Raw genomic sequence first — 22,809 nt, 5'->3', positions numbered from 1 at the left:
GACTCGAACCCACGACCTGCTGATTACAAATCAGCTGCTCTAGCCAGCTGAGCTACACCGGCATCTCAATTCGGGTGCAAATATAATCCTGAAACTGATATTTCCAAAAAAAAACATGCACTTTTTACAAGTGTTTTTACGTTATAAATCGTTCACCTTGTCTACCAGCTTTTTAGCAGAATCTTCAAGCTCTTTATTAATTTGCCTGAAGTGCTGTTTTTTATTTTCTACATCTTTTTGGTTTACTTTTTTAATAAGGCTGTCAAAAACTGCAATAGCTTCATCCACCACAGCGTCAGATTCGGCAGTCGGCTTTCCGGTTGTAGTCATCTCCCAAATATAAACTGCCTCTATAATATCACCTAAAACGTAGTTGATATCCTTTTTTAAATTTTTTACGCTTGCCATTTTTATTATTTGTTTAAATTAATGTTGCAAAATTACAATTATTAGCGGGTTCAATTTGTTAAGAAATATATATTTCTAACAGTGTGGCATTGCCGTTAAGCGTAAAAGCCTTAACTGCTGCCGGAACCAGTATGGTATCACCTTTTTTAAAGTTGTGGCTTTTGCCTTCCAATTGTATGGTATATTCCCCTTCCGTACAAATATAAACCGAAAAACTTCCCCCATCCTTTTCAATTGATGCGTTACCATTTATGGGTAAATAATTGGTAGTAAAATAAGGGCAGTCAACCATCGGGTTACTTTTATTTTCCTCGGTAGTATACTGCTTTTGTGTATCGGTAGTGTTATAGTTCATTGCATCAAGTGCCTGCTCAACGTGCAGTTCCCTTGATTTGCCATTGGCATCTACCCTGTCCCAGTCATAAATCCTGTATGTAATATCAGAAGTTTGCTGTATTTCAGCAATTACAATGCCTGCACCTATAGCATGTATGGTTCCTGTTTCCAGAAAGAAAACATCGCCCTTTTTTACCTTTACCTCATTAAGTATTTCAATAAGATTTTTGTTTTGCAGGTGCTCAAGGTATTCTTCGGGGCTGGATTTCTTTTTAAAGCCTACAATAATGCGTGCGTCGGTATCTGCCTGCATTACATACCACATTTCTGTCTTGCCGAAAGAATTATGCCGTTGCTTTGCCAGTTCATCATTAGGGTGCACCTGTATTGAAAGGTCTTCGCGGGCATCAAGAAACTTAAACAGTAAAGGAAATTGCTTACCAAAACGGCTGTAAACCTTTGTGCCTAATAATTCTTGGGGAAAACTATCCAAAAGTTCAGTAAGCGGTTTGCCTTTATACGGTCCGTTATTAACAATGCTTACATCCCCCTGCACTGCCGAAAGCTCCCAGCTTTCACCTGTAGTTTCGGTAGGAAGGTTTTGTTTACCCAGGTTATCCCTAAGCTTTGTCCCGCCCCATATCCTGTCTTTAAGTATGGGTTCAAAAATTAATGGATATAATTCCATGCTCATATTATTCTCCTCTATAGGTTACAAAATTTCGTGGTGTTTCATACAATACTACCTCAAGAGCCATTGTATAATCCAGCCTTCTCCTTAGCTTGTTCCATATAACTATGGCTATATTTTCGGCAGTAGGGTTAACACCTGCAAATTCGGGCACATCAAGATTAAGGTTTTTATGGTCGAAAGCTACTTCAACCTCCTCATAAATAATATCCTTCAGTATCTTCATATCTATAACATAACCTGTTTGGGCATCAACAGGGCCTGTAACACTTACAATAAGTTCATAATTGTGGCCATGAAAGTTAGGGTTATTGCATTTACCGAATACAGCATCATTACGCTCATCATTCCACTCCGGGCGGTAAAGGCGGTGTGCTGCATTAAAATGTGCTTTGCGGCTAACGGTTACTTTCATCAGGTTATATTTTATGTTCTTCCAGGTAGTGGTAAAATTCTTCAAAAATTATTTTAAACCAAACAGTATAAATATCAGGGTTTGCCTTCATATCTTCCTTAACGGCATCTATACCCATCCATTTCCAACTCTCGGCCTCCTCGGTATTTATATCAGGCTCGCCGTCATAATAACCTATCATTACATGGTCAAGCTCATGCTCTGTAAGCCCGTTATCAAACGGTGCTTTATAAATAAACCAAAAAAGTTCTTTCAGTTCGGTTTTAATACCCATTTCCTCCATGAGCCTGCGGCTGCCTGCCTGCAGGTTAGTTTCACCTTCACGCTGGTGGCTGCACGTGGTGTTAGTCCATAAAAGGGGCGAGTGATATTTGTGTGCAGCACGCTGCTGCAGCATAATTTCATTTTTGGAATTAAGTATAAAAACCGAAAAGGCCCTGTGAAGCAATGCTTTTTCATGGGCTTCCATTTTTGCCATGAGTCCTATCTGCTCATCCTTTTCGTTTACCAGTATTACTTTTTCTTCTGCCATACCCTTTATTAGCTTTCAAAAATAAGAAAATCTTTGCGTTTTAAAAGTGCTTTAACCTTTCAACAACATGCGTTGATACTTAACTGCTGCATTTTACGTTTGTAATCTTAATCTTAAATAACGCAGAAATGAATAAATTTTCACTTTTTTTATGTTTCTCACTCTTAACCCTAAGCTGTAACAGCAATCAATGCCTTAACAGTAATGATACGCTGGAAAATAATCCACCTTCATCGCAGCAATATATTAATGCACTGGTAAGTGAACTAAAAAAGGCTTCTCCATCCGGTATTAATTACTATCTGGAAGATTACCGTGAGGAAAATGGCAAAACCTACATGGATGTAAAAATTTCCGGCGATAGTATATGTGCCAAAGCTACTTTAACTGTAAACATTATAGATGAAAAACTCGATAATATAGCAAAAACGAAAGGAATGGGGTATCGCGGTGCCGAACTGAAAAACCTTTCTTTCACTATAAATAAAGACACTGCCAATAATATAAGCCTTATATATAAAGATTTGGAAAAAGTAATAGACTAAAGCAGTCCTGAAAAATTAAATACACTTAAGCGCACATTTTTCGCCATCTATGGCGGCGGAAATAATACCGCCTGCATAGCCTGCCCCTTCACCACAGGGAAACAGTCCCTTAATCTGTACATGCTGCAATGTTTCAGGGTCGCGTGGTATGCGTACTGGCGACGACGTCCTTGATTCCGGAGCATGCAATATGGCCTCATTAGTAAGATAGCCCCGCATGGATTTTCCGAACTCGCTGAAACCCTGCCTTAGTGTTTGCGTAATAAACCCCGGGAAAACCTTTCCCAACTCAACGGGTGTTGTGCCGGGAACATAAGAGGTTTTAGGTATATCTGCCGATATTTTACTTTGGGTAAAATCAACCATCCTTTGTGCAGGTACACGCTGTGTTTCGCCTGCAAGATGCCATGCGTTCTGTTCAATACTTTTTTGAAATTCCATTCCGGCAAGGGCGCCAAATTTGGCAAAAGGCTTAAAATCTTCAAGCTTAAGTTCAACCACAATACCTGAATTGGCAGTTTCCTGGTCGCGTTTGGATGGGGACCATCCGTTGGTTACCACTTCGCCCGGGCTGGTGGCACAGGGGGCTATAACCCCGCCCGGACACATGCAGAAAGAGTACATGCCCCTGCCGCCCACCTGCTTTACTATGGCATAAGGTGCCGGCGGTAGGTATTCACCACGCCCTGCGGTAAAATCGCAACTGTATTGTATGCTGTCAATCAACTTTTGAGGATGTTCCGCCCTTACACCAAGTGCAAAAGGTTTTGCCTCTATGTATATTTTTTTCCTGTCCAGCAGTTCAAAAATATCACGTGCCGAATGGCCTGTAGCCAGTATTATCTTGTCGGCCTTTATAATATCATTAGTTTGTGTTACTATGCCCTCAACACAATTATTTTTAACAAGTATATCGGTAACCCTTGTATTAAACAATACCTGCCCACCATATTCAATTATTTTTTCGCGCATGGCTTTAATAATTTTGGGCAGCTTGTTAGTACCAATATGCGGGTGTGCTTCCACCAATATATCTTCCGATGCACCAAAGGCAACAAACAACCTTAAAATCCTTTCTACATCGCCCCGCTTTTTGGAACGCGTATATAATTTGCCGTCAGAATATGTGCCTGCCCCACCTTCGCCAAAGCAATAATTGGAATCTTCGTTAACAACATGGTCGCGGTTAATGGCTTTCAGGTCGCGGCGGCGTTCCTGCACATCCTTTCCTCTTTCTATAACCAGGGGTTTCAGCCCCAGTTCTATAAGCTGTAATGCCGCAAAAAGGCCTGCAGGCCCTGCGCCAATAACTATTACTTCCCTGCTGTTGGAAACATCATTATACTTTGGTAACGGTATGGTGCTTTCCTTAAAAGCCTCATTAATATACACCGCTACCTTAAGGTTTATTTTTACTGCTTTTTGCCGCGCATCGACAGAGCGTTTTACTATAGCCACGTGGCTTACCTCATCAGGTTTAACCTGTATAAGCTTTGCAACGTGGGCAGCAAGCAATTGTGGCTGTGCAGCCACTTCGGGCGCAACCTGTATCTGGAGTTCTCTTGGCATGCCGCAAAAGTAAATAATTTTCTACTGATTATACTTCTGCTTTATTTTGGGCAGGCTTTCATAAAAATAAAGTATTTATTGCGGTTTAAGGTACTGCAAAGCTTCCGGGCCTTTTATTGTTGCATAAAGAAACCCTAAAAGCGCAATTAACGTTATAAATACTATAAAGCTTGCAATTAACAATAAAACTATCCACACCATGCGCAAAAGTATTTGGCCTAAAGGCTTTTCATGATAAAATGACCTGAAGAACCATAGTAAAACAAGGGGGGTTATAAACATTGATTTACCTGAAATAGACATAACAAGCTCATGGTCATCCTTCAGGATAAACAATAAAGGATAAAGCAGCAAAATGTTTATTAAGGTATAAAATGACAATATATAAGCATTGATAATTACATGCTCATAATAATTATGCCCCCATTTCCTAAAAGCCAGTTTAGTAATCAGTGCAAAAAATGGAATTAGCAGCAACATTATGATTGAATTGTAACTTGATGTAAAAGTTACATAATCACTCATAAATTCCGAATTCATGTTTTGGTTTGAGTAATATTCACTCACAATTTCTTTAAATCCTATAATTTTAAAGGATATAAAAGCTGATATACCACTCAATACAAATGCCAGCAATATAGGCTTATAATGGTTAACCCTGTTGCCCTCAATAAATTCCCTTGCAGTTTTACCAGGATTTTTAATTATATTTTTTACGGAGTAAAGAAACCCTTTGTTGGTATGCAGGAAAGTGTATTGCACTTCATCCCATACATATTTACGGTCAATCCTTTTATACTTTTTCTGCCCACAATTAATACAGAAATTTCCTGTAATGCTTTCATGGCAATTTTTACATTTATCCTCCATCGGTTACAAATTTCTTGTTTTAATTTCCTTTAGCAGTAAATTTAAGTTTATCAGTATTGGAATAAATGTTAAAGGCATAGCAAAAAAAGGAATTAGTGCTCCCATAGGAATTTCCTTAAGTCCCTTTGTGGCAAAAAGATAAATCAAAATTGCAAACCCAATTAAAAAAACAATCCCAAATCCAATCACCACACCTTTCAGCAGGTCTTTTCTTTTTATCAGTTCTTTATCTGTAAGCCCTTTGTAATAATTATTCTTTTCCATAAACTTAAATACGTGATTTTTTGATTAGATTTTTTTAGTTAGGCGCCTGCTTTCCATTTCCTTCTTGATTTCGCCCTCTAAAATTTTATTGTTCTTTGAATTCTTCACTATCAGGTAAACAATCAGGAAAGGAGATAAAGTAAAAATATTAAAGCCGTTTACGGCACTATAAACCACAACACCCATTGAAAACCCAATAATTAACGAATCAATAATTTTGCCGTTCCTCAGTTTATTCATTTGCTGTAAAAGCTCCTTGTCGCTTAAGTCAGCAATTTTTTTATCTGTCATAAATAATAATTTTATGTGTACCCCCTTACAGGGCAAATATAAAAAAAGTACTATATAAGTTATATTTCTTTTTACAAGCAAGGGCAACATATAAAAATACCCTAATTTTACTGACTATTTTAAAAGAAGGTATGCGGAAAATTAAACTGATATGGGATTTCAGGGGGCCGGCGTCAGCAAAAACTGCCGAACATCATGAAATTCACCTTAAGGAGTATATAGCCATTGAGAAATTACCGCTTAATATAACGGGCTTTGATATAATAAATGATATGCACGCCACAGCATGGATGATTGTTACTGATGACTATATGATAACCGTAAGGGACGCGCTAAAACCGCACAGGGGAGAAATAGCGTCCTGACATAAAAATGAAATCATAAATTTAACTCTATAAAAAAACCGTGATTGCTATACAATCACGGTTGATATTTATTGCCTTAAAAGCTTAATTGGCTACCTCGCTTATAAATTTAATCCGCATAAGCCTGAGCTCTTCGGTGTCATAATCCCCATCAAACTCTTTAAGGGCATCCTTAATATTATCAGATTCCGATTCCATAAAATACTCATGTATTTCCTCCTGCTGGTCTTCATCCAGTATGTCATCAATCCAGTATTTAATATTCAGTTTGGTGCCCGAATATACTATCTGCTCCATTTCCTTTAGCAGTGCATCCATTTCCAGCCCTTTTGCCCTCGCAATATCATTTAGCGGAAGCTTCCTGTCTATATTCTGTATAATATACAGTTTAAGCCCCGAATTTGCTCCTGTAGATTTTACAACAAGGTCATCAGGACGCATTATATCATTATCCTCAACATAACGGGCTATAAGTTCGGCAAACTCTTTACCATATTTTTTTGCTTTACCCTCACCTACTCCATGCACACTGCTTAATTCTTCTATAGATATAGGATATTTTAAAGCCATATCCTCTAAAGAAGGATCCTGGAATACCACAAATGGCGGAACACCCAGTTTTTTGGCTACCTTTTTACGAAGGTCGCGCAGCATTGCCATTAAGGCCTCATCCGAAACACCTGATGATTTTGCCGAAGTTACTGTGGCTTCCTCATCACTTTCATTAAAGTCATGGTCTTCACTCATCATGAAGGACTGCGGGTTTGTAATGAACTCCCCGCCTTTTGGTGTGAGTTTTAACACTCCGTATGACTCTATGTCTTTAGAAAGGTAGCCTTCCACAAGTACCTGCCTTATTAAAGCCATCCAGTACTTTTCATCAAAATCCTTACCCTTGCCAAAAAACTCCTGTACATCGGTTTTATGGGCTTTAATCAGGGCATTAATTTTACCTGTAAGTGTAAAAATAACTTCCTTTGACTTATATAACTGGCGTGTATTTTTAACTGTTTCCAGCAGTAATTTAACCTGTTCCTTTGCCTCCGATTTTTTCTTGGGATTGCGCACGTTGTCATCCATATCGGCACCTTCGCCTGTTTCCTCGTCAAATTCCTCACCAAAGTAATGCAGCAAAAATTTACGCCTTGACATTGAAGTTTCGGCATAAGCCACCACTTCCTGTAATAAGGCAAAACCTATTTCCTGCTCAGCCACCGGTTTGCCGCTCATAAACTTTTCAAGCTTTTCTATATCCTTATAGGAATAATAAGCAAGGCAGTGCCCTTCGCCACCATCACGCCCGGCGCGGCCTGTTTCCTGGTAATAGCTTTCCAGCGACTTGGGTATATCATGGTGTATTACAAAACGTACATCAGGTTTATCTATCCCCATACCAAAAGCAATGGTTGCCACCACTACATCAACATCCTCCATAAGGAACATGTCCTGGTGCTTGGCACGTGTCTTGGCATCAAGTCCAGCATGGTAAGGCACGGCACTAATACCGTTAACCTGCAACACCTGTGCTATTTCCTCAACCTTTTTACGGCTAAGGCAGTAAATAACTCCTGATTTGCCTTTATGCTGGCGGATAAAACGTATTATATCCGACTCAACCGTTTTGGCTTTCGGGCGCACCTCATAATAAAGATTTGGCCTGTTGAATGATGCCTTAAACACATTGGCATCTGGTATATCAAGGTTTTTAAGTATGTCTTCCTGTACTTTTGGCGTGGCAGTAGCTGTAAGCCCTATAATGGGCACATCACCCAACTGCCTTATAATATTCCTTAAATTGCGGTATTCAGGGCGAAAATCATGCCCCCACTCCGAAATGCAGTGCGCCTCATCTATAGCTACAAAAGACAGTTTAACACCTTTAAGGAAATTTACATATTCCTCTTTGGTAAGAGATTCGGGTGCCACGTAAAGCAGTTTTGTTATGCCCGAAGTAATATCGCTTTTAACCTGGTTAACCTCTGTTTTGGTAAGGGATGAGTTTAAAACGTGCGCTGTACCCGGCTCTGATGACAGGCTGCGTATGGCATCAACCTGGTTTTTCATAAGTGCAATAAGCGGGGAAACTACTATAGCTGTACCCTCAAGCACCAGGGCAGGTAATTGGTAACATAATGATTTACCGCCACCTGTGGGCATTATAACAAATGTATTGTGGCCTGTTATTATACTTTTTACAACATCTTCCTGAAGCCCCTTAAATTTGTTAAAACCAAAATATTTTTTTAACTCTTTATGTAAGTCAATTTCGGTCGATTCCATTATTTATTCCTAGTAATTACATAAATTTGCAGAACATAAAGATACAAAAATCTTTAATACGCACAACTTTTTAAACATTTGCAAAGCTTGATAAATAAAGACGCTATACTGGCTTCTGCCAAAAGAACCATACTTTCTGAAAGTGAGAGTATTGCTGCCCTTGTTCAGTTTCTTGATGATGATTTTTACAAGGCTGCCGAAATTATTTACAACAGCAAAAACAGGGTTGTGGTTACCGGCATTGGTAAAAGTGCCATAATTGCAAGCAAAATTGTGGCAACGCTAAACTCTACAGGTACACCATCCCTTTTCCTACATGCTGCCGAAGCCATACATGGCGACCTTGGCATGGTACAGCCCGGCGATGTTGTAATATGTATATCAAAAAGTGGCAACAGCCCCGAAATTAAAGTACTGGTGCCTTTACTAAAACGCTTTGGCAATGTGTTAATTGGGATGACTGCCAATAAAGAATCTTTCTTAGGCACCGAATCCGATTATGTATTGCATGCGTATGTAGATAAAGAAGCCTGTCCTAACAACCTTGCCCCTACCAACAGTACCACAGCGCAACTGGTTTTGGGTGATGCCCTTGCCGTGTGCCTCATGGAAATGCGCGATTTTAAAAGTGATGATTTTGCAAAATACCATCCCGGTGGCGCTCTTGGCAAAAAGCTGCTGCTGCGCGTGGGAGATATGCTGGATACCACACATAAACCACAGGTAGGCCCTGCAAGCAGCATTAAAGAAGCAATTGTTGAAATTTCGGAAAAAAGGCTGGGTGTTACAGCGGTAGTGGAAAATAATAAAGTAACAGGTATTATTACCGATGGCGATATAAGGCGAATGCTGAATGACAGGGATAACATAGCAGGGGTAACAGCAGCCGATATTATGACAAGAAACCCAAAAACAATACAAACAACAGATATGGCTGTGGATGCGCTTAATAAAATGGAAAATTTTGCCATTACGCAACTGGTAGTGGTTGACGAGGGAGAGTATAAGGGCGTACTGCACCTGCACGATATTTTAAAAGAAGGATTGGTATAAATGGCTAAATCAAAAAAGAATAAATCCGGCGAAATGTCATTCCTTGACCATCTTGAAGAATTAAGATGGCTGCTTGTAAGAAGTTCTATCGCTATAGTAATTGGAGGATGTATAGCTTTTACCTTCAGCGATTTTATTTTTGATGAAATAATTTTCGCTCCAAAGAGAGGTGATTTTATTACGTATCGCTTTTTTTGTGATATAGCTACAAAGTATGACCTCGACAAGAGTTTTTGTATGGACGAGCTGCCTTTTGAAATACAAAGCCGCACGCTCGACGGGCAGTTTTCAACAGATTTATGGACTGCAATTACAGCAGGCTTTATACTTGCATTTCCCTTTATACTTTGGGAGTTTTGGAAATTCATAAGTCCTGCACTGTATGAAAAGGAGCGCAAGTATGCAGTATCTTTTATCATTACCACTTCTTTGCTTTTCTTTTTAGGCGTGCTTTTCGGTTATTACCTTATCACTCCCCTGTCGCTTAATTTCCTGGGCAATTACAGGATTAGTGCAGTGGTTAAAAATGACATAGACCTGCAATCCTATATAAGCGTTATAAAAACAACGGCTATTTCCTGCGGTTTGGTTTTTGAACTGCCTATTATAATTTATTTCCTTTCGAAAGTAGGGCTTGTAACCGCCGCTTTTTTAAGAAACTACAGGCGTTATGCCTATGTTATTATATTGATAGTAGCCGCAGTTGTTACACCGCCAGATGTGGTAAGCCAGCTTATAGTTACCTTTCCGCTGGTAATACTGTATGAAATGAGCATATTCATTTCGGCAAAAATGCATAAGAATAAAGAAGCTAAAACAGAATAAGAAATGGCAGATTTAGTACAGGAGTTTAATGATTACCGCCAGAAGATGAACGACAAGCTGCTGGCCGACAACAATAAAATTATAAAGCGTATATTTAACCTTGATACCAATGCCTATATGGAAGGTGCGCTTGATGTAAAAACCAAGGAACTTCTGGGCTTGGTAGCCTCGGCGGTATTGCGTTGCGACGACTGTATAAAATACCACCTGGAAACCTGCTATAAAGAAGGTTTAAGCAAGGAGCAGGTTATGGAGGCTTTAGGCATAGCCACACTTGTGGGTGGTACTATTGTAATACCCCATTTAAGAAGGGCGTACGAATTTTGGGAAGCACTGGAAAATAATGCAGGTACTACCTCCGTTTAAAAAGTATAGCATAAGCAAATGAAATTAAGGGCAGATAATTTAGTAAAAACATATAAGGGCCGCAGTGTTGTAAAAGGCATTTCGGTTGAGGTAAACCAAGGCGAAATTGTGGGGCTGCTTGGGCCAAACGGTGCCGGAAAAACCACATCTTTTTATATGATTGTAGGGCTTGTGAAACCTAACAGCGGTAAAATTTTCCTTGACAACATGGAAATTACCGATTTCCCTATGTACAAGCGAGCGCAGCACGGCATTGGCTACCTGGCTCAGGAAGCATCTGTATTCCGGAAACTGAGTATTGAGGATAATATTTTAAGTGTTTTACAGCTCACCAAATTATCCAAAAAAGAGCAGGAAGCTAAAATGGAGGAACTGATTGACGAGTTTTCATTACAGCACATACGCACCAACAGGGGCGACCTTTTATCGGGTGGTGAAAGAAGGCGTACCGAAATTGCACGTGCACTTGCTACCGACCCAAAGTTTATACTGCTTGATGAACCGTTTGCCGGGGTTGACCCGGTAGCTGTGGAGGACATACAGCGTATAGTGGCACAATTGAAAAATAAGAATATCGGCATACTTATTACCGACCATAACGTACAGGAAACACTTGCCATTACCGATAAAACCTACCTGATGTTTGAAGGCGGTATCCTAAAGGCGGGTGTCCCTGAAGATCTTGCCAGTGATGAAATGGTGCGTAAAGTATATTTAGGGCAAAACTTTGAGCTTCGTAAAAAGAAGCTGGACTTTCAACAGCATGTTAAAGCACCGGAAGTACCGGATGATGAAAGTTTTTAAGCAATATAAAGAAGGGCTTACTTTAAAGTAAGCCTTTTTAATTTTTCATAACTGCCGTTATAAATATTTACATCTACATTGCTGTTAATGCCTTTTATGCGAGCTTTATCAGTAAACTGCCAGAAAAGCCATTCTTTTCTTATCTCTTCTTCAAAAAAACTATAATTGGCAATCCATAAATTGTACCCGGCAAACTCCTTTTTTAAAAAATCGGTATAAAAGCTTTCACCGCTGTAAATAATGGGTGTCACACCATAATGCCGTTCTACCTTGTATAGCCATCGCTTTAAGCCACTTACTAAGCTGTCTGTACTTTGCCTGGTTGGTAATTTTTCAATGTCCAGCACAGGCGGTAAATCTCCCTTTTTCAGCTTAACGTTCTTAATAAAATTTTCAGCCTGCCTGATGGAGTTTTCGTCTGGCCTGTAATAATGGTATGCCCCTTTTATGAACCCTTTTGACGCTGCCCCTTTCCAGTTACGAAAATATTCAGCATCAGTCATATCAGTTCCCGCTGTAGCCCTGATAAAAACAAAATGGAGAGGAAATTCATTTTCTTCAGCATTAAAGTCTGCCCATGAAATCCTGCCTTGATAATGGGAAACATCAATGCCAAAAACTTTGTCCTTATGCCTTGATACAATTTCATAGATACGTAAATCAGCCAGTTTACGTTCTTCTTTTGTTAAGGCTTCCACACGCTTATTGGTTTTAAAGCCTAAATAATAAAGCAGACCGTTACGGTACTGGTAAACCATTGCCGTTAAAAAAGCAACAAGCAAAACAAGGAAAGAATACTTTAGTATTATACCCGGAGTTATCTTCTTGGTTTTTTTCCTTCGGGCAGCAGGCCTGCTATATGTATTACTTTTTCTTTCCGGATTACGGTTCATACTAAACCTGCCGTGATGAAGTAATGTTATTAACTACTGAAAGCAGTACATATAATAAAATAATAAGCGGAATGCCCAGGTACTGAAAGAAAAACAGCAGTAGTGCCGAAAGTATCAGGAATACAAACTGGATTTTATTGGTTTCCCAGTTAAAGTACTTAACTTTTAAAGAAAACAAAGGTATTTCAGCATTTAGTATAAAAGCACTTAAAAGGCTTATGGCTACCAGCACATATGGGTTGCTTAATGCCTCAAATATAAAGCCTGTTCCGTCAGAATGGTTCAAAATAACCGGCAGGCTCATTATCAGTAAGGCATTGGCCGGTGTAGGCAAGCCGATAAAAGAATCCGTCTGGCGGGTATCCACATTAAACTTAGCCAGCCTGTAGCATGAGGCCAGTGTAATAACAAAGCCCACATAGGGTAAAATGCCTAAATAAAAATTATCTGCAGTGAGGTTGTACTCTTCCCTTAAATCAACAATATTGGCTAATAGCTGAAACATTGCCACGCCGGGCACAACCCCGCTTGTTACCATATCTGCAAGGGAATCAAGCTGAAGCCCCACCTTGCTTTGCGCATTAAATATCCTTGCAAAGAAGCCGTCCCAAAAATCAAAAAAGATACCCATGCATACCCAAAAGAAAGCCATTTGCAGGTTAGTATCAAAAGCATACACCAAAGCTATAAGGCCGGATGCAAGGTTAAGCAGTGTTATAAAATTCGGAACATATTTTTTTATGGACATAGTAAAGCAATTTTATTACTGCAAAGTTAACACAATAAGTTAATAGAAATGGAGTTTAGTAATTGAGATTTTTATGTCATATTTGCACACAAAATAAAAGCTTTGAGAAAGTTATTATTAATTTCACCTTTATTCCTTTCCATCATTTCGTATGGCCAGTCAGTAAGGAAATACTCCAATGAATTTATGAATATTGGGGTTGATGCTGCTGCCCTGGGCATGAGTAATGCGGTTACAGCCCATACTTCTGATGTAAATTCAGGGTACTGGAACCCTGCAGGGTTGCTAAAGGTGGAAGACAAGCAGCTTTCTTTAATGCATGCCAGCTATTTTGCCAATATTGCACAGTATGACTATGCGGCCTTTGCCATGCCTATAGATGAAAGGAGTGCTTTTGGCGTATCGCTTATACGATTTGGTGTGGACGATATACTGAACACAACCCAGCTTATTGACAGCGAAGGCAATATTGACTATAACCGTATCAGCCTTTTTTCGGCAGCAGATTACGGCGTTATTTTTTCCTACGCCCGCTCCTTACCTCTTGATGGTTTAAACTATGGCGTTAATGCAAAAGTAATCCGGCGTATAATAGGCAAATTTGCCAATTCATGGGGGTTTGGTTTTGATATAGGCATACAGTATGAAACAGATAATGAATGGAAATTCGGCCTGATGCTTCGCGATATTACCACAACCTATAATGTTTGGAATATTGACGAAGACGAGTTTGAAACTATAAAAGATGCGGTACCGGGCGAAAACCAGGAACTGCCCGAAACCACAGAAATAACATTACCAAAGGCACAACTGGGCATTGCCAAGAAATTTGTAATACGCTATGATTACAGCATACTGGCTGCTGCAAACCTTAATATGCGCTTTGCCCAAACCAATGATATTATTTCTACAGAAGTAGTGAGTATAGACCCGGCTGTGGGGTTAGAGTTTGGCTATATTGATATTGTTTACCTGCGTGCGGGTGCCGGCAACTTTCAAAATATAATACAGCTTGACGGTTCGGAAAAATTAAGTTTTCAGCCCAATATTGGCGTAGGCTTTAAATATAAAGGCATAGCTGTTGACTATGCATTGACTGATATTGGCGACCAAAGTGCCGCACTATATTCAAATATTTTTTCTTTAAGGGTAGATTTGGGTATCTTTAGGCGATAAAAACAAACAAAATGCGCCGTTTAAAAGTACTATTAGTTTTACCGCTTCTTCTTTTATATTGCCAAAACTTTTTTGCCCAGATTCCGCTTTCAGACAAAGCCGAAATCACATTGCTTACCTGCGGGCCGGGTGAAGAACTGTATTCTGTATTCGGGCATACGGCTATTCGTATATATGATAAGGAAAGCAACATTGATGCGGTATATAATTTTGGCACGTTTGATTTTGACACACCCAATTTCTACCTGAAATTTGTTAAAGGCGACCTTAAATATTTTGTTTCTGTCAGCTCTTATGAGGAGTTTATTTACCAGTATGTTTACTACAACAGGGATGTATATGAACAGGTGCTTGATATAAGCCAGCGCCAGAAACAAAACATTTATAATGAACTTAACAGTACCTTGCTATCGGAAAAGCGCTACTACACCTATAAATTTATTGACCGCAACTGTACCACCATGGTAGCCGATATTTTGAGCAGGAATATCCCGGGAAAAATTTCTGAAGAAACATCAGATAAGGGTAAAACCAACAGGGAGATTATACATTCATACCTCGACAATATGTTTTTTGAAAATTTAGGCATCAACCTCATGTTTGGATATAAAACCGATAAAGTTTCCGATAAGCTTTTCCTGCCTCAGGAACTGCTGGAAGGAGTTGATAATACTAAAATTAAAGGAGAGCGATTAGCCCTACCCCCCGTACATGTATATAAAGCCAAAGAAAAAGAAAGCAACAAACCTTTTTGGAATAACTATTACTTCTTCTCAGCTATTATGCTGGCTTTAATGTTCTTTACCCGTAGTAAAACTGTTCTAAGAAGCTATCTCGCCTTAACCGGGCTGCTGGGGCTTTTCTTCTGTTTTGTAGGCTTCTATTCTTATCATACAGAGATAACACAAAACTATAATGCCTTATTAATTAACCCGTTGTTTTTACTATTATTGTACTTTACAATAGCCGGGAAAAAAAATACAATAGTAATAACATTATATATATGCATAGGGTTATTAATTTTATACCTTATTTTCACCTTTAATAAGCCTCATTTTGTTATGATACTGCCAATAGCCGCTACGAATATCATCATATTTATAAGGATATTGATGCAGGTTAAATTAAAGCAAAATACTATTACTAATCCTTAAAATTTATAACGTTGTTTATTTTTAATAAGCCTAAAGCTATATTGGCAGATTTAATTCCTGAAGGATATGTAGATATCCATTCGCACCTATTACCCGGAATAGACGATGGTGCAAAAACTAATGAGGATACCGTACAGCTAATACAAACACTAAACTCATATGGCTTTTCGGAATTTATAACAACCCCGCACGTTTTAACCGGGATGTATAATAATACCAGGGATGGCATACTCGAAACAGAAGAAACAACCAACAAACATTTACACTTAAATAATATATCACGGCTGTTAAAAGCTGCCGCTGAATATATACTGGATGAAACCTTTGTAGAACTTTTTAAAAAGGAACCGCTACTTACATTAAAGGATAATTATGTGCTGGTAGAAATGTCTTACCTTAATCCGCCTATACAGCTTTATGAAATATTGTTTGAGTTACAATTGGCAGGATATAAACCAGTACTTGCACACCCGGAGCGATACCTGTTTTACCACCAAAATTTTGAGGAGTATAAAAAACTAAAAAAAGCAGGCTGTTTGTTTCAAATCAACCTGCTTTCAGTAACCGGCTATTATGGTAAGCCAGTTTTAGATATCTGTAAAAAGCTTTTGGATAATAACCTCATTGATTATACCGGTTCAGATGTTCACCATGAAAGGCATGCGCAGTCTTTTAAAAATAAAATACTGTTGAAAAAACACGACGCCCTGCTGGCTGCACTTAATAATAACAGCTTTTTTAAATTATCTTCTTAAAATCCTGTCAAGCCAGCTTTTCTTGGGTACATCCTGCCCATAGCCATAACCGTAGCCGTAGCCGTAACCATAGCCGTAGCCGTAACCATAGCCATAGCCTTTTTTCTTACCTGTATCATTAATTATGATAGACATATTAGGCAGCTTGCCCTCTTCATATAATGATTGTGGTACAGACAGCATTCTCTTATCCAGATGGTTTGCCCTCACTACATATAGGAAGCTATGGGCATATTTAGCTATAATTAGCGTATCCGTTACAAGGCTTATAGGCGCTGTATCTACAATTATATAGTCAAATTCCTTTTGTAATTCAGTAAATATCATCTCTACTTTAGGATGCATAAGCAATTCGGCAGGATTAGGCGGGACTATACCCGGTGGGAGGACATAAAAGTTATCGTAGCCATCCAGCTTAACTATATAATCATTAACATTAGCATCATTGGTAGAAAGGTAATTGGTAAGCCCTTTTGAAGGGATATTGATGTATTCATCCAGTTTAGGATTACGGATATCCATACCGGCCAATAAAACTTTTTTTCCAGACAATGCAAAGGTTGAAGCAAGGTTTACTGATATAAACGTTTTTCCTTCCTTAGGTATTGTTGATGTAACAAATATAGTTTTGGCAGTGCCATTAGGAACCTGCCCCAGCATAAATTCGAGGTTAGTCCTGATTATCCTTAATGATTCTGCAGTGCTTGACCTGCTGTTAAGTGTAATGATTTCATTATTCATTTCCGCCTTAGGAACATCACCTAAAAACGGAACGGAAAGCGCATCAAGGTCATGCCTGCTGTGTACTTTAGTATCAAGAAGTTTAGCACCATAAATAAAAGCAAAAGGCAAAAATAACCCAATCATGCATGCAGCCAAATAAACCATTCTACCTTTGGGTGAAATAGGTATAGGGTTAGCATAGGCTTCATCAATAACTTTAGATATAGGTGCAGTTACAGCTAGTGATATGGCATTTTCCTCACGCTTTTGTAATAAGTATAAATATAAAGCTTCCTTTACTTTTTGTTGCCTGTCTATAACGCGGTACTCCCTTTCTTGGCGAGGCACTTCCTGAAGTTTACCCCCAAGCAGCCTTTCCTGCTTTTGTAAATCACGCTGCGCTATTTTTAATGAAGATTTTTTGTTTAGCAGGCTCTCCTTAATTGAACTCCTTACACCGGCTATCTGGTTATTAAGGTTAGCAATTGTAGGATTATCTGCAGTAGCATTTTCCTTGTAACGCTGCAGGTCTAAAACCAACTGGTTATACTCCCCTATTAAGTTAACGGAACTTCCATCATCTAATAAATTAGCCGGTATTAAATCATCATTTGATGCTTGGTTTACATAATTAATGAGGTAGTCAACAACTTTCATTTGGGAGGCTGTTTCTATAACATTCCCTTCATATTGATTTGAGGTTGATAAAAATAACTGTGCTTCCGAAACAATATCTGTTACCCGCTCTTTGCGTTTAAAAGACTCGGCATCAAGCTCCACGCTATCCAGCTCTTTAGTAATAGAATCAAGCCTTTGGTTGATAAAAATATCTGTTTTCCTTGCAACCATATTTTTATCATTAATAGCATCTTCATTATACTTTTGGATAAGCATATTCAGGAAGTCAACTCCTTTTTCCTTAACAGCATCAACAACCGATAATGTTATTACACTACTGGTCATTTTATTGGCTGCTGCAACTTTCAATGTCCCCCTGTATGTATTGGCAACTTTATCCAAGGAGCTTATTTTTACAATAATCTGCGGGGTTTTACCGGATAAGGCTGTAGAAGTTACTATCATGTCGCCCATGACAGTATTTATCTTATTCCCAAAATTATAGGTTCCCGATTTTTTTTCATTCATATCATATATCTCAAACTTTTCCTGAGATAATGCCTTAATGGTGAAAGTGGTATCGGTTTCATAAAAATCTTCTTCCCTGTTTATAAAATTAACTTTAAACGGAGACTTTTTATAGGCCTGAGATGTCCTTAATTTACCCTCATTAAAATAAGTAATATTAAAACCAAGCTCCTTAACGGTATTTTTAATAAGAGTCCTGGCTTTAAGTATCTCCATTTCATTATCAACATTGCTTTTTACGCTCGCCAGAGCGCCTAATTCGCTAAAAGCAGTTAACTCAGAGGCCATACCTCCCTTTTTATCATCTTTTATAAGTATAGTAGATGATATTTCATATTTGGGCGTAGAATAGCGCAGGTAAAGTTTTGCACATATCATACATATAACTACTGACAGTAAAAACCACCGCCAGTTAACCAAATAATCCAGCAGTAACTCCCGCAGCCTAAATTTGCTATCCTCTTCGTTTTGTATTACAGGTATATTTTGTTGCATGTTATCTGGTTACTAACGCTATAATTGTAATTAATAATGATATAGCCGAAATACCCACGGTTATGTTAGGTCCTACAGCAGAAGAATTCGCCTTTGTCCGGTTAGGGTTAACATAAACCAGGTCATTCTGGTCTAAATAGTAATAAGGTGAATTTATAAAGTCAGCTTTTGTAATATCAATATAAGCATGGGTCTTAACCCCTTCCATCTCGCGCACCACCAAAATATTTTTCCTGTTGCCGTAAATAGTCATGTCACCTGCCAACGCCAGGGCTTCTGGCAATGTAATCCTTTCTGTACCTACAGAATAGGCTCCCGGCCTTGCAACCTCCCCTAAAACTGATATCTTGAAGTTGTTAATACGCATATTAATTATTGGATCCTTAAGGTATTTTGGGTCTAACTTAGATTTTATAAAATCCACTGCCTCCGCTTTATTAAGTCCTGCCAACTTTAATTTTCCAAGTACAGGGAAGTCAATATATCCTTCTGCATCAATCAGATAGGATTGATAACGCACTCCACCGCCCAAACCATCATTACCGGAATTTATAATACCTATGGCAGGAAGGTTAAATGGTTCGGCCAGGGCCGCAAGAGATGGATCGGGTGCAGAAACAATTATCATTAATAAATCATCCGGCTTTAGTTTAGGCTCATAAGATTCACTATTACCGTTTTGAATTTCATCAATATTTTGCAGGTAAGTAATCTTCTTTTTGGAAACACAGGATGTTAACACCAGGGATAACATAAAAAAACACAATATTTTTTTGGCCATACTAAGGACTTTAGTTCTCTTTAAATTGGGTCAGGTAAATATAATTTGGGCAAATATAGTTTTTATGGAATAGCATTTATATTAAAATAAATTATTTTTAAGTTATAAAATCACTCTTTTACTATCCAAAGCTTCAAATCCGGAATTCATACTTATATACTCAGGTAAAATAGTTTTCATTTTAGCTACTATCTTTTCATTTTCAAAGCCATTGGCTATTGTTATAAGGTCATTAACAGAAATATGCAGTGTATCATATTCATCACATACTTCCTGGGCTATCATAATCTTATCATGATGCGTTGGCAGCGTTTTTGAAGTATCGTTCAACAACTCTTCATATAACTTTTCTCCCGGCCTTAAGCCTATAATCTTTATTGCAATATCCTTATCAGGCACAAAGCCTGCAAGCCTTATCATTTTACGGGCCAAATCAATAATTTTAACCGGCTTGCCCATGTCAAAAATAAAAATCTCCCCTCCTTTACCCATAGCACCTGCCTCAAGAACTAACTGGCATGCTTCGGGAATAGTCATAAAATAACGAATAATATCGGGGTGCGTAAGAGTAATAGGCCCGCCATTTTCTATCTGTTTGGTAAACAAAGGCACAACCGAACCGTTTGAACCCAATACATTACCAAATCTTGTAGTTATAAACTTGGTTTTGCAGGATTTATCATTACTTAATTTAACATACAACGACTGAACATATTTTTCTGCAATCCGCTTGCTTGCCCCCATAACATTGCTGGGGTTAACGGCCTTGTCTGTAGATACCATTACAAAGCTGTCCACATTATACTCGCAGGCCAAATCCGCTAAATTTTTTGTTCCTTGTACATTTACGAATATTGCCTGCGAAGGATTTTCTTCCATTAAAGGCACATGCTTGTATGCCGCAGCGTGGTAAACCACATCGGGTTTATAAACTTTGAATAATTCGGTAAGGGCACTTTTATTCCTTACATCCGATATAATAGTAAGCATCCTGATATCAAGCCCTAACTTACCCATTTCCAGCCCCAAGTGGTGCAAAGGTGTTTCTGCCTGGTCAAGCATAATTACTAATTTAGGCCTGAATTGCACTACCTGCCTTACTATTTCACTGCCTATAGACCCTGCTGCACCTGTAATTAAAACTACTTTATCCTTAAGCTGAGAGGATATCGATTTATTATCTAAAACAATCTGCTTCCTTTCCAGCAGGTCTTCTATCTGGAAATTCTTGATTTTTTTAGATATTTCTTTCTGGTCTTCCCAATCAGAAACCAAAGGGACTGTATAAACCTTATAATTAAACTCAAGGCACTCGTCAACTATAGTAAGTTTCTCTTCCTTCGAAAGGCTTTTATCGGCAATTATCAATGCCTGAGCCCCGAAAACCCTCATAAGGATTGAAACTTTTTTCTTGTGCTGTAAAATAGGCAGCCCGAGGATCATTTTCGATTTATTCTGGCTGTATTTATCAATAAAGCCAACCAGTTTAAATCTTCCCGGAACTTCCGATTTTAATGCATTAGCCACTGCTATTGCATTAGCATCAGTACCATAAATAATAGCCTTTATTAACTGGCCTTTCCTTATATTATAAAAATAGCTCTCAAAAAACTGTTTAACCAAAACCCTGTATAAAAACAAGCAGCTAAACGAAAAAATGGCATTTATTAATATACCTATGTTAAGGTAAAGCAAACTGCCTTCTACAGCTTTATAAATACTGTTTATTGCAAGGAGCAGGAAAGCTGTTGTAAATTGAGAGAAAAATATTTTTACAGCATCAATGTAAGAGGAATGCCTTATGATACCGGAGTAGGTCCTGAATGTCCTGAAAGAAAGTACACTTATAAATAAATATACAGGAATACTAATAACAAAAAGGCTTGGCTTTACATATAAAACCCCTGTCCTGTATATTAGTATATAGGATAAAATACCTGTTATTGAAACCACAAGTAAGTCCAATAGAAGGATAATCCATCTTGGTAAATATCCCAGATTGTGGATGCTTTGCCATAGCTTAGTATTCCCTAAAGCATGATCTACAGCATGATTTAAATTATCTTTAATCTTATTATCCACAAGTTAGTTGTAAGTTTATGTTAATGCAAATTTAACATTTTGCCGTATTTATCTTTGAAAGATATTCAAAATATTTTAAAAAAGCCCTGTAATTACTTCTTTTATCCTATCTCTTTCATTACCAGTTAAATTTGATCCTGAAGGAAGGCAAAGCCCGTCTTCAAATAATTTTTCGGATACCTTGCCGCCGTAATAAGGATATTTTTCAAATACCGGCTGCATATGCATCGGTTTCCATAATGGCCTGGATTCAATATTTTCAACTTCTAATGCTTTTCTTAAATCTTCACGTGTCAGGCTTTTGTCATTATCGGGTGAAATTGTAATTGCACTAAGCCAGTGATTAGAAAAATAATCAGAAGTTGGCTCTGTAAGCACAGTAACTGAATCATTACTTTTAAATAACCCGCTGTAAAAACTATTCATAGCCCTGCGCTTTTCTATATGGGCATCCAGCACCTCCATTTGTCCGCGGCCGATGCCTGCACATATATTACTCATCCTGTAATTATAACCAATCTCACTATGCTGGTAATGCGGGGCATTATCCCTTGCCTGAGTAGATAAAAAAACAGCTTTATCCTTTTTTTCTTTACTTTTTGTTACCAGCGCACCTCCACCGGATGTGGTAATTATCTTATTGCCATTAAAAGATAAAACCCCAAACTCACCAAACGTTCCGCATTTTTTTCCTTTGTAAGTACTTCCCAATGCTTCGGCACTGTCTTCCACTACCGGTATTTCATACCTGTTAGCTATTTCAAGTATTTCATCAGCTTTAAAAGGCATGCCGTATAAATGTACCGCAATGATAGCTTTAGGTTTTTTCCCTTTTGCTATACGGTCTTTAATGGCATCTTCAAGGGCATTAGGGCATAAATTCCAGGTATCAGGTTCGCTATCTACAAAAACCGGCGTAGCCCCCTGATATACAATAGGGTTGGCACTTGCCGAAAAAGTCATGCTCTGGCATATAACCTCATCACCGGCACCCACACCCAGCATTATCAGGCTTAAATGCAGTGCTGCCGTACCTGAACTCAAGGCAGAAACATACACATCCTGCGAAAGGTATTTTTCAATATCCTGTTCAAACCCATTTACATTGGGCCCAAGCGGCGCAACCCAGTTACTGTCAAATGCATCTTTTATATAAGCCTGCTCATTGCCACCCATATGTGGTGACGAAAGCCATATTTTACTCTTCTCCATGTATTATTGTGGATTTATTTGCTGCAAAAG

24 protein-coding genes are annotated in these 22,809 nt (G+C 38.5%); 9 read left to right on the top strand and 15 right to left on the bottom strand.

The window, feature by feature from the left end:
- Positions 1-141: 141 nt before the first annotated feature.
- From GSF09_RS09015 to idi, 4 genes are read right to left on the bottom strand one after another with little or no spacing between them, the layout of a single operon-like run.
- On the bottom strand, positions 142-408 hold the full coding sequence (locus GSF09_RS09015) for a hypothetical protein (RefSeq protein WP_159800613.1): 267 nt from the start codon (positions 406-408) through the stop codon (positions 142-144).
- A gap of 58 nt (positions 409-466) precedes the next feature.
- Positions 467-1,438 carry a type I phosphomannose isomerase catalytic subunit gene (locus GSF09_RS09010; RefSeq protein WP_159800612.1) on the bottom strand — a complete coding sequence of 324 codons (972 nt, stop codon included), beginning with the start codon at positions 1,436-1,438 and terminating at the stop codon, positions 467-469.
- 1 nt (position 1,439) lies between these two features.
- Positions 1,440-1,850, bottom strand: a complete 411-nt coding sequence (locus tag GSF09_RS09005) for a 6-carboxytetrahydropterin synthase (protein WP_159800611.1) — start codon at positions 1,848-1,850, stop codon at positions 1,440-1,442.
- 4 nt (positions 1,851-1,854) lie between these two features.
- Entirely contained in the window at positions 1,855-2,382 is a 528-nt protein-coding gene (gene idi, locus GSF09_RS09000; RefSeq protein ID WP_159800610.1) for an isopentenyl-diphosphate Delta-isomerase, read from the bottom strand.
- Between the two features lie 128 nt (positions 2,383-2,510).
- Here idi and GSF09_RS08995 point away from each other — a divergent pair, with 128 nt between their 5' ends.
- Positions 2,511-2,927 carry a hypothetical protein gene (locus tag GSF09_RS08995; protein WP_159800609.1) on the top strand — a complete coding sequence of 139 codons (417 nt, stop codon included), beginning with the start codon at positions 2,511-2,513 and terminating at the stop codon, positions 2,925-2,927.
- Between the two features lie 15 nt (positions 2,928-2,942).
- Here GSF09_RS08995 and GSF09_RS08990 read toward each other — a convergent pair whose 3' ends face one another.
- The 4 genes from GSF09_RS08990 to GSF09_RS08975 all read right to left on the bottom strand — a co-directional run bounded on the left by GSF09_RS08990 (position 2,943) and on the right by GSF09_RS08975 (position 5,921).
- The gene (locus tag GSF09_RS08990) at positions 2,943-4,496 is read right to left on the bottom strand and encodes an NAD(P)/FAD-dependent oxidoreductase (protein WP_159800608.1); all 1,554 of its coding nucleotides are present in this window, start codon (positions 4,494-4,496) and stop codon (positions 2,943-2,945) included.
- A gap of 75 nt (positions 4,497-4,571) precedes the next feature.
- Positions 4,572-5,366 carry a DUF3667 domain-containing protein gene (locus tag GSF09_RS08985; RefSeq protein ID WP_159800607.1) on the bottom strand — a complete coding sequence of 265 codons (795 nt, stop codon included), beginning with the start codon at positions 5,364-5,366 and terminating at the stop codon, positions 4,572-4,574.
- Between the two features lie 3 nt (positions 5,367-5,369).
- The gene (locus GSF09_RS08980) at positions 5,370-5,630 is read right to left on the bottom strand and encodes a hypothetical protein (RefSeq protein WP_159800606.1); all 261 of its coding nucleotides are present in this window, start codon (positions 5,628-5,630) and stop codon (positions 5,370-5,372) included.
- Between the two features lie 24 nt (positions 5,631-5,654).
- The gene (locus GSF09_RS08975; RefSeq protein WP_159800605.1) at positions 5,655-5,921 is read right to left on the bottom strand and encodes a hypothetical protein; all 267 of its coding nucleotides are present in this window, start codon (positions 5,919-5,921) and stop codon (positions 5,655-5,657) included.
- Positions 5,922-6,052: 131 nt separating this feature from the next.
- On the opposite strand from GSF09_RS08975, the gene GSF09_RS08970 reads away from it, so the two are divergent.
- Complete coding sequence (locus GSF09_RS08970; RefSeq protein WP_159800604.1) at positions 6,053-6,286, top strand: hypothetical protein; 234 nt, start codon at positions 6,053-6,055, stop codon at positions 6,284-6,286.
- A gap of 84 nt (positions 6,287-6,370) precedes the next feature.
- On the opposite strand, the gene recQ is transcribed toward GSF09_RS08970, so the two are convergent.
- The gene (recQ, locus tag GSF09_RS08965; RefSeq protein WP_159800603.1) at positions 6,371-8,566 is read right to left on the bottom strand and encodes a DNA helicase RecQ; all 2,196 of its coding nucleotides are present in this window, start codon (positions 8,564-8,566) and stop codon (positions 6,371-6,373) included.
- A gap of 87 nt (positions 8,567-8,653) precedes the next feature.
- On the opposite strand from recQ, the gene GSF09_RS08960 reads away from it, so the two are divergent.
- From GSF09_RS08960 to lptB, 4 genes are read left to right on the top strand one after another with little or no spacing between them, the layout of a single operon-like run.
- The gene (locus GSF09_RS08960) at positions 8,654-9,619 is read left to right on the top strand and encodes an SIS domain-containing protein (RefSeq protein ID WP_201309340.1); all 966 of its coding nucleotides are present in this window, start codon (positions 8,654-8,656) and stop codon (positions 9,617-9,619) included.
- A complete protein-coding gene (gene tatC / locus GSF09_RS08955) occupies positions 9,620-10,444 on the top strand; it encodes a twin-arginine translocase subunit TatC (RefSeq protein ID WP_201309339.1) in 825 nt (274 codons plus the stop codon). It abuts the gene before it with no gap.
- Positions 10,445-10,447: 3 nt separating this feature from the next.
- Entirely contained in the window at positions 10,448-10,810 is a 363-nt protein-coding gene (locus GSF09_RS08950; protein ID WP_159800602.1) for a carboxymuconolactone decarboxylase family protein, read from the top strand.
- A gap of 18 nt (positions 10,811-10,828) precedes the next feature.
- Positions 10,829-11,614 (top strand): LPS export ABC transporter ATP-binding protein, encoded by a 786-nt coding sequence (gene lptB, locus GSF09_RS08945; protein ID WP_159800601.1) that lies wholly within the window; start codon positions 10,829-10,831, stop codon positions 11,612-11,614.
- Between the two features lie 17 nt (positions 11,615-11,631).
- Here the strand turns inward: lptB and GSF09_RS08940 are convergent, their stop codons facing one another.
- Together GSF09_RS08940 and GSF09_RS08935 are read right to left on the bottom strand one after the other, a co-directional pair.
- Complete coding sequence (locus GSF09_RS08940) at positions 11,632-12,507, bottom strand: glycoside hydrolase family 25 protein (protein ID WP_159800600.1); 876 nt, start codon at positions 12,505-12,507, stop codon at positions 11,632-11,634.
- Between the two features lies 1 nt (position 12,508).
- Positions 12,509-13,255, bottom strand: a complete 747-nt coding sequence (locus tag GSF09_RS08935; protein WP_159800599.1) for a phosphatidylcholine/phosphatidylserine synthase — start codon at positions 13,253-13,255, stop codon at positions 12,509-12,511.
- A gap of 186 nt (positions 13,256-13,441) precedes the next feature.
- On the opposite strand from GSF09_RS08935, the gene GSF09_RS08930 reads away from it, so the two are divergent.
- Genes GSF09_RS08930 through GSF09_RS08920 form a run of 3 tightly spaced genes read left to right on the top strand, consistent with a single transcriptional unit; the run spans position 13,442 to position 16,340 of the window.
- Complete coding sequence (locus GSF09_RS08930) at positions 13,442-14,431, top strand: PorV/PorQ family protein (protein ID WP_159800620.1); 990 nt, start codon at positions 13,442-13,444, stop codon at positions 14,429-14,431.
- An 11-nt stretch (positions 14,432-14,442) separates the two neighbouring features.
- On the top strand, positions 14,443-15,585 hold the full coding sequence (locus tag GSF09_RS08925) for a DUF4105 domain-containing protein (protein WP_159800598.1): 1,143 nt from the start codon (positions 14,443-14,445) through the stop codon (positions 15,583-15,585).
- A gap of 41 nt (positions 15,586-15,626) precedes the next feature.
- A complete protein-coding gene (locus tag GSF09_RS08920; RefSeq protein ID WP_236564870.1) occupies positions 15,627-16,340 on the top strand; it encodes a tyrosine-protein phosphatase in 714 nt (237 codons plus the stop codon).
- Here GSF09_RS08920 and GSF09_RS08915 read toward each other — a convergent pair.
- The 4 genes from GSF09_RS08915 to GSF09_RS08900 form a co-directional block, all read right to left on the bottom strand.
- Positions 16,329-18,704, bottom strand: coding sequence for a tyrosine-protein kinase (locus tag GSF09_RS08915; protein WP_159800596.1), 2,376 nt, complete (start codon positions 18,702-18,704; stop codon positions 16,329-16,331). The genes GSF09_RS08920 and GSF09_RS08915 overlap by 12 nt on opposite strands.
- 1 nt (position 18,705) lies before the next feature.
- Positions 18,706-19,458, bottom strand: coding sequence for a polysaccharide biosynthesis/export family protein (locus tag GSF09_RS08910; protein ID WP_236564869.1), 753 nt, complete (start codon positions 19,456-19,458; stop codon positions 18,706-18,708).
- 129 nt (positions 19,459-19,587) lie between these two features.
- Positions 19,588-21,555 carry a polysaccharide biosynthesis protein gene (locus GSF09_RS08905; RefSeq protein ID WP_370515988.1) on the bottom strand — a complete coding sequence of 656 codons (1,968 nt, stop codon included), beginning with the start codon at positions 21,553-21,555 and terminating at the stop codon, positions 19,588-19,590.
- 87 nt (positions 21,556-21,642) lie between these two features.
- Positions 21,643-22,779, bottom strand: a complete 1,137-nt coding sequence (locus GSF09_RS08900; RefSeq protein WP_159800594.1) for a DegT/DnrJ/EryC1/StrS aminotransferase family protein — start codon at positions 22,777-22,779, stop codon at positions 21,643-21,645.
- Positions 22,780-22,809: the final 30 nt, after the last annotated feature.

The sequence above is a fragment of the Flavobacterium sp. MK4S-17 genome (genome assembly GCF_009848495.1).
Classification (GTDB): domain Bacteria; phylum Bacteroidota; class Bacteroidia; order Flavobacteriales; family Flavobacteriaceae; genus Flavobacterium.
The sequence above is the reverse complement of the archived record's forward strand: the minus strand, read 5'-3'. Positions and strand labels throughout refer to the sequence as shown.

Bases quoted from the DNA above. Each gene is read 5' to 3' on its own strand.
- GSF09_RS09015 (WP_159800613.1), bottom strand. From the start codon at position 408: ATGGCAAGCGTAAAAAATTTAAAAAAGGATATCAACTACGTTTTAGGT.
- GSF09_RS09010 (WP_159800612.1), bottom strand. From the start codon at position 1,438: ATGAGCATGGAATTATATCCATTAATTTTTGAACCCATACTTAAAGAC.
- GSF09_RS09005 (WP_159800611.1), bottom strand. From the start codon at position 1,850: ATGAAAGTAACCGTTAGCCGCAAAGCACATTTTAATGCAGCACACCGC.
- idi (WP_159800610.1), bottom strand. From the start codon at position 2,382: ATGGCAGAAGAAAAAGTAATACTGGTAAACGAAAAGGATGAGCAGATA.
- GSF09_RS08995 (WP_159800609.1), top strand. From the start codon at position 2,511: ATGAATAAATTTTCACTTTTTTTATGTTTCTCACTCTTAACCCTAAGC.
- GSF09_RS08990 (WP_159800608.1), bottom strand. From the start codon at position 4,496: ATGCCAAGAGAACTCCAGATACAGGTTGCGCCCGAAGTGGCTGCACAG.
- GSF09_RS08985 (WP_159800607.1), bottom strand. From the start codon at position 5,366: ATGGAGGATAAATGTAAAAATTGCCATGAAAGCATTACAGGAAATTTC.
- GSF09_RS08980 (WP_159800606.1), bottom strand. From the start codon at position 5,630: ATGGAAAAGAATAATTATTACAAAGGGCTTACAGATAAAGAACTGATA.
- GSF09_RS08975 (WP_159800605.1), bottom strand. From the start codon at position 5,921: ATGACAGATAAAAAAATTGCTGACTTAAGCGACAAGGAGCTTTTACAG.
- GSF09_RS08970 (WP_159800604.1), top strand. From the start codon at position 6,053: ATGCGGAAAATTAAACTGATATGGGATTTCAGGGGGCCGGCGTCAGCA.
- recQ (WP_159800603.1), bottom strand. From the start codon at position 8,566: ATGGAATCGACCGAAATTGACTTACATAAAGAGTTAAAAAAATATTTT.
- tatC (WP_201309339.1), top strand. From the start codon at position 9,620: ATGGCTAAATCAAAAAAGAATAAATCCGGCGAAATGTCATTCCTTGAC.
- GSF09_RS08950 (WP_159800602.1), top strand. From the start codon at position 10,448: ATGGCAGATTTAGTACAGGAGTTTAATGATTACCGCCAGAAGATGAAC.
- lptB (WP_159800601.1), top strand. From the start codon at position 10,829: ATGAAATTAAGGGCAGATAATTTAGTAAAAACATATAAGGGCCGCAGT.
- GSF09_RS08940 (WP_159800600.1), bottom strand. From the start codon at position 12,507: ATGAACCGTAATCCGGAAAGAAAAAGTAATACATATAGCAGGCCTGCT.
- GSF09_RS08935 (WP_159800599.1), bottom strand. From the start codon at position 13,255: ATGTCCATAAAAAAATATGTTCCGAATTTTATAACACTGCTTAACCTT.
- GSF09_RS08930 (WP_159800620.1), top strand. From the start codon at position 13,442: ATGAATATTGGGGTTGATGCTGCTGCCCTGGGCATGAGTAATGCGGTT.
- GSF09_RS08925 (WP_159800598.1), top strand. From the start codon at position 14,443: ATGCGCCGTTTAAAAGTACTATTAGTTTTACCGCTTCTTCTTTTATAT.
- GSF09_RS08915 (WP_159800596.1), bottom strand. From the start codon at position 18,704: ATGCAACAAAATATACCTGTAATACAAAACGAAGAGGATAGCAAATTT.
- GSF09_RS08910 (WP_236564869.1), bottom strand. From the start codon at position 19,458: ATGTTATCCCTGGTGTTAACATCCTGTGTTTCCAAAAAGAAGATTACT.
- GSF09_RS08900 (WP_159800594.1), bottom strand. From the start codon at position 22,779: ATGGAGAAGAGTAAAATATGGCTTTCGTCACCACATATGGGTGGCAAT.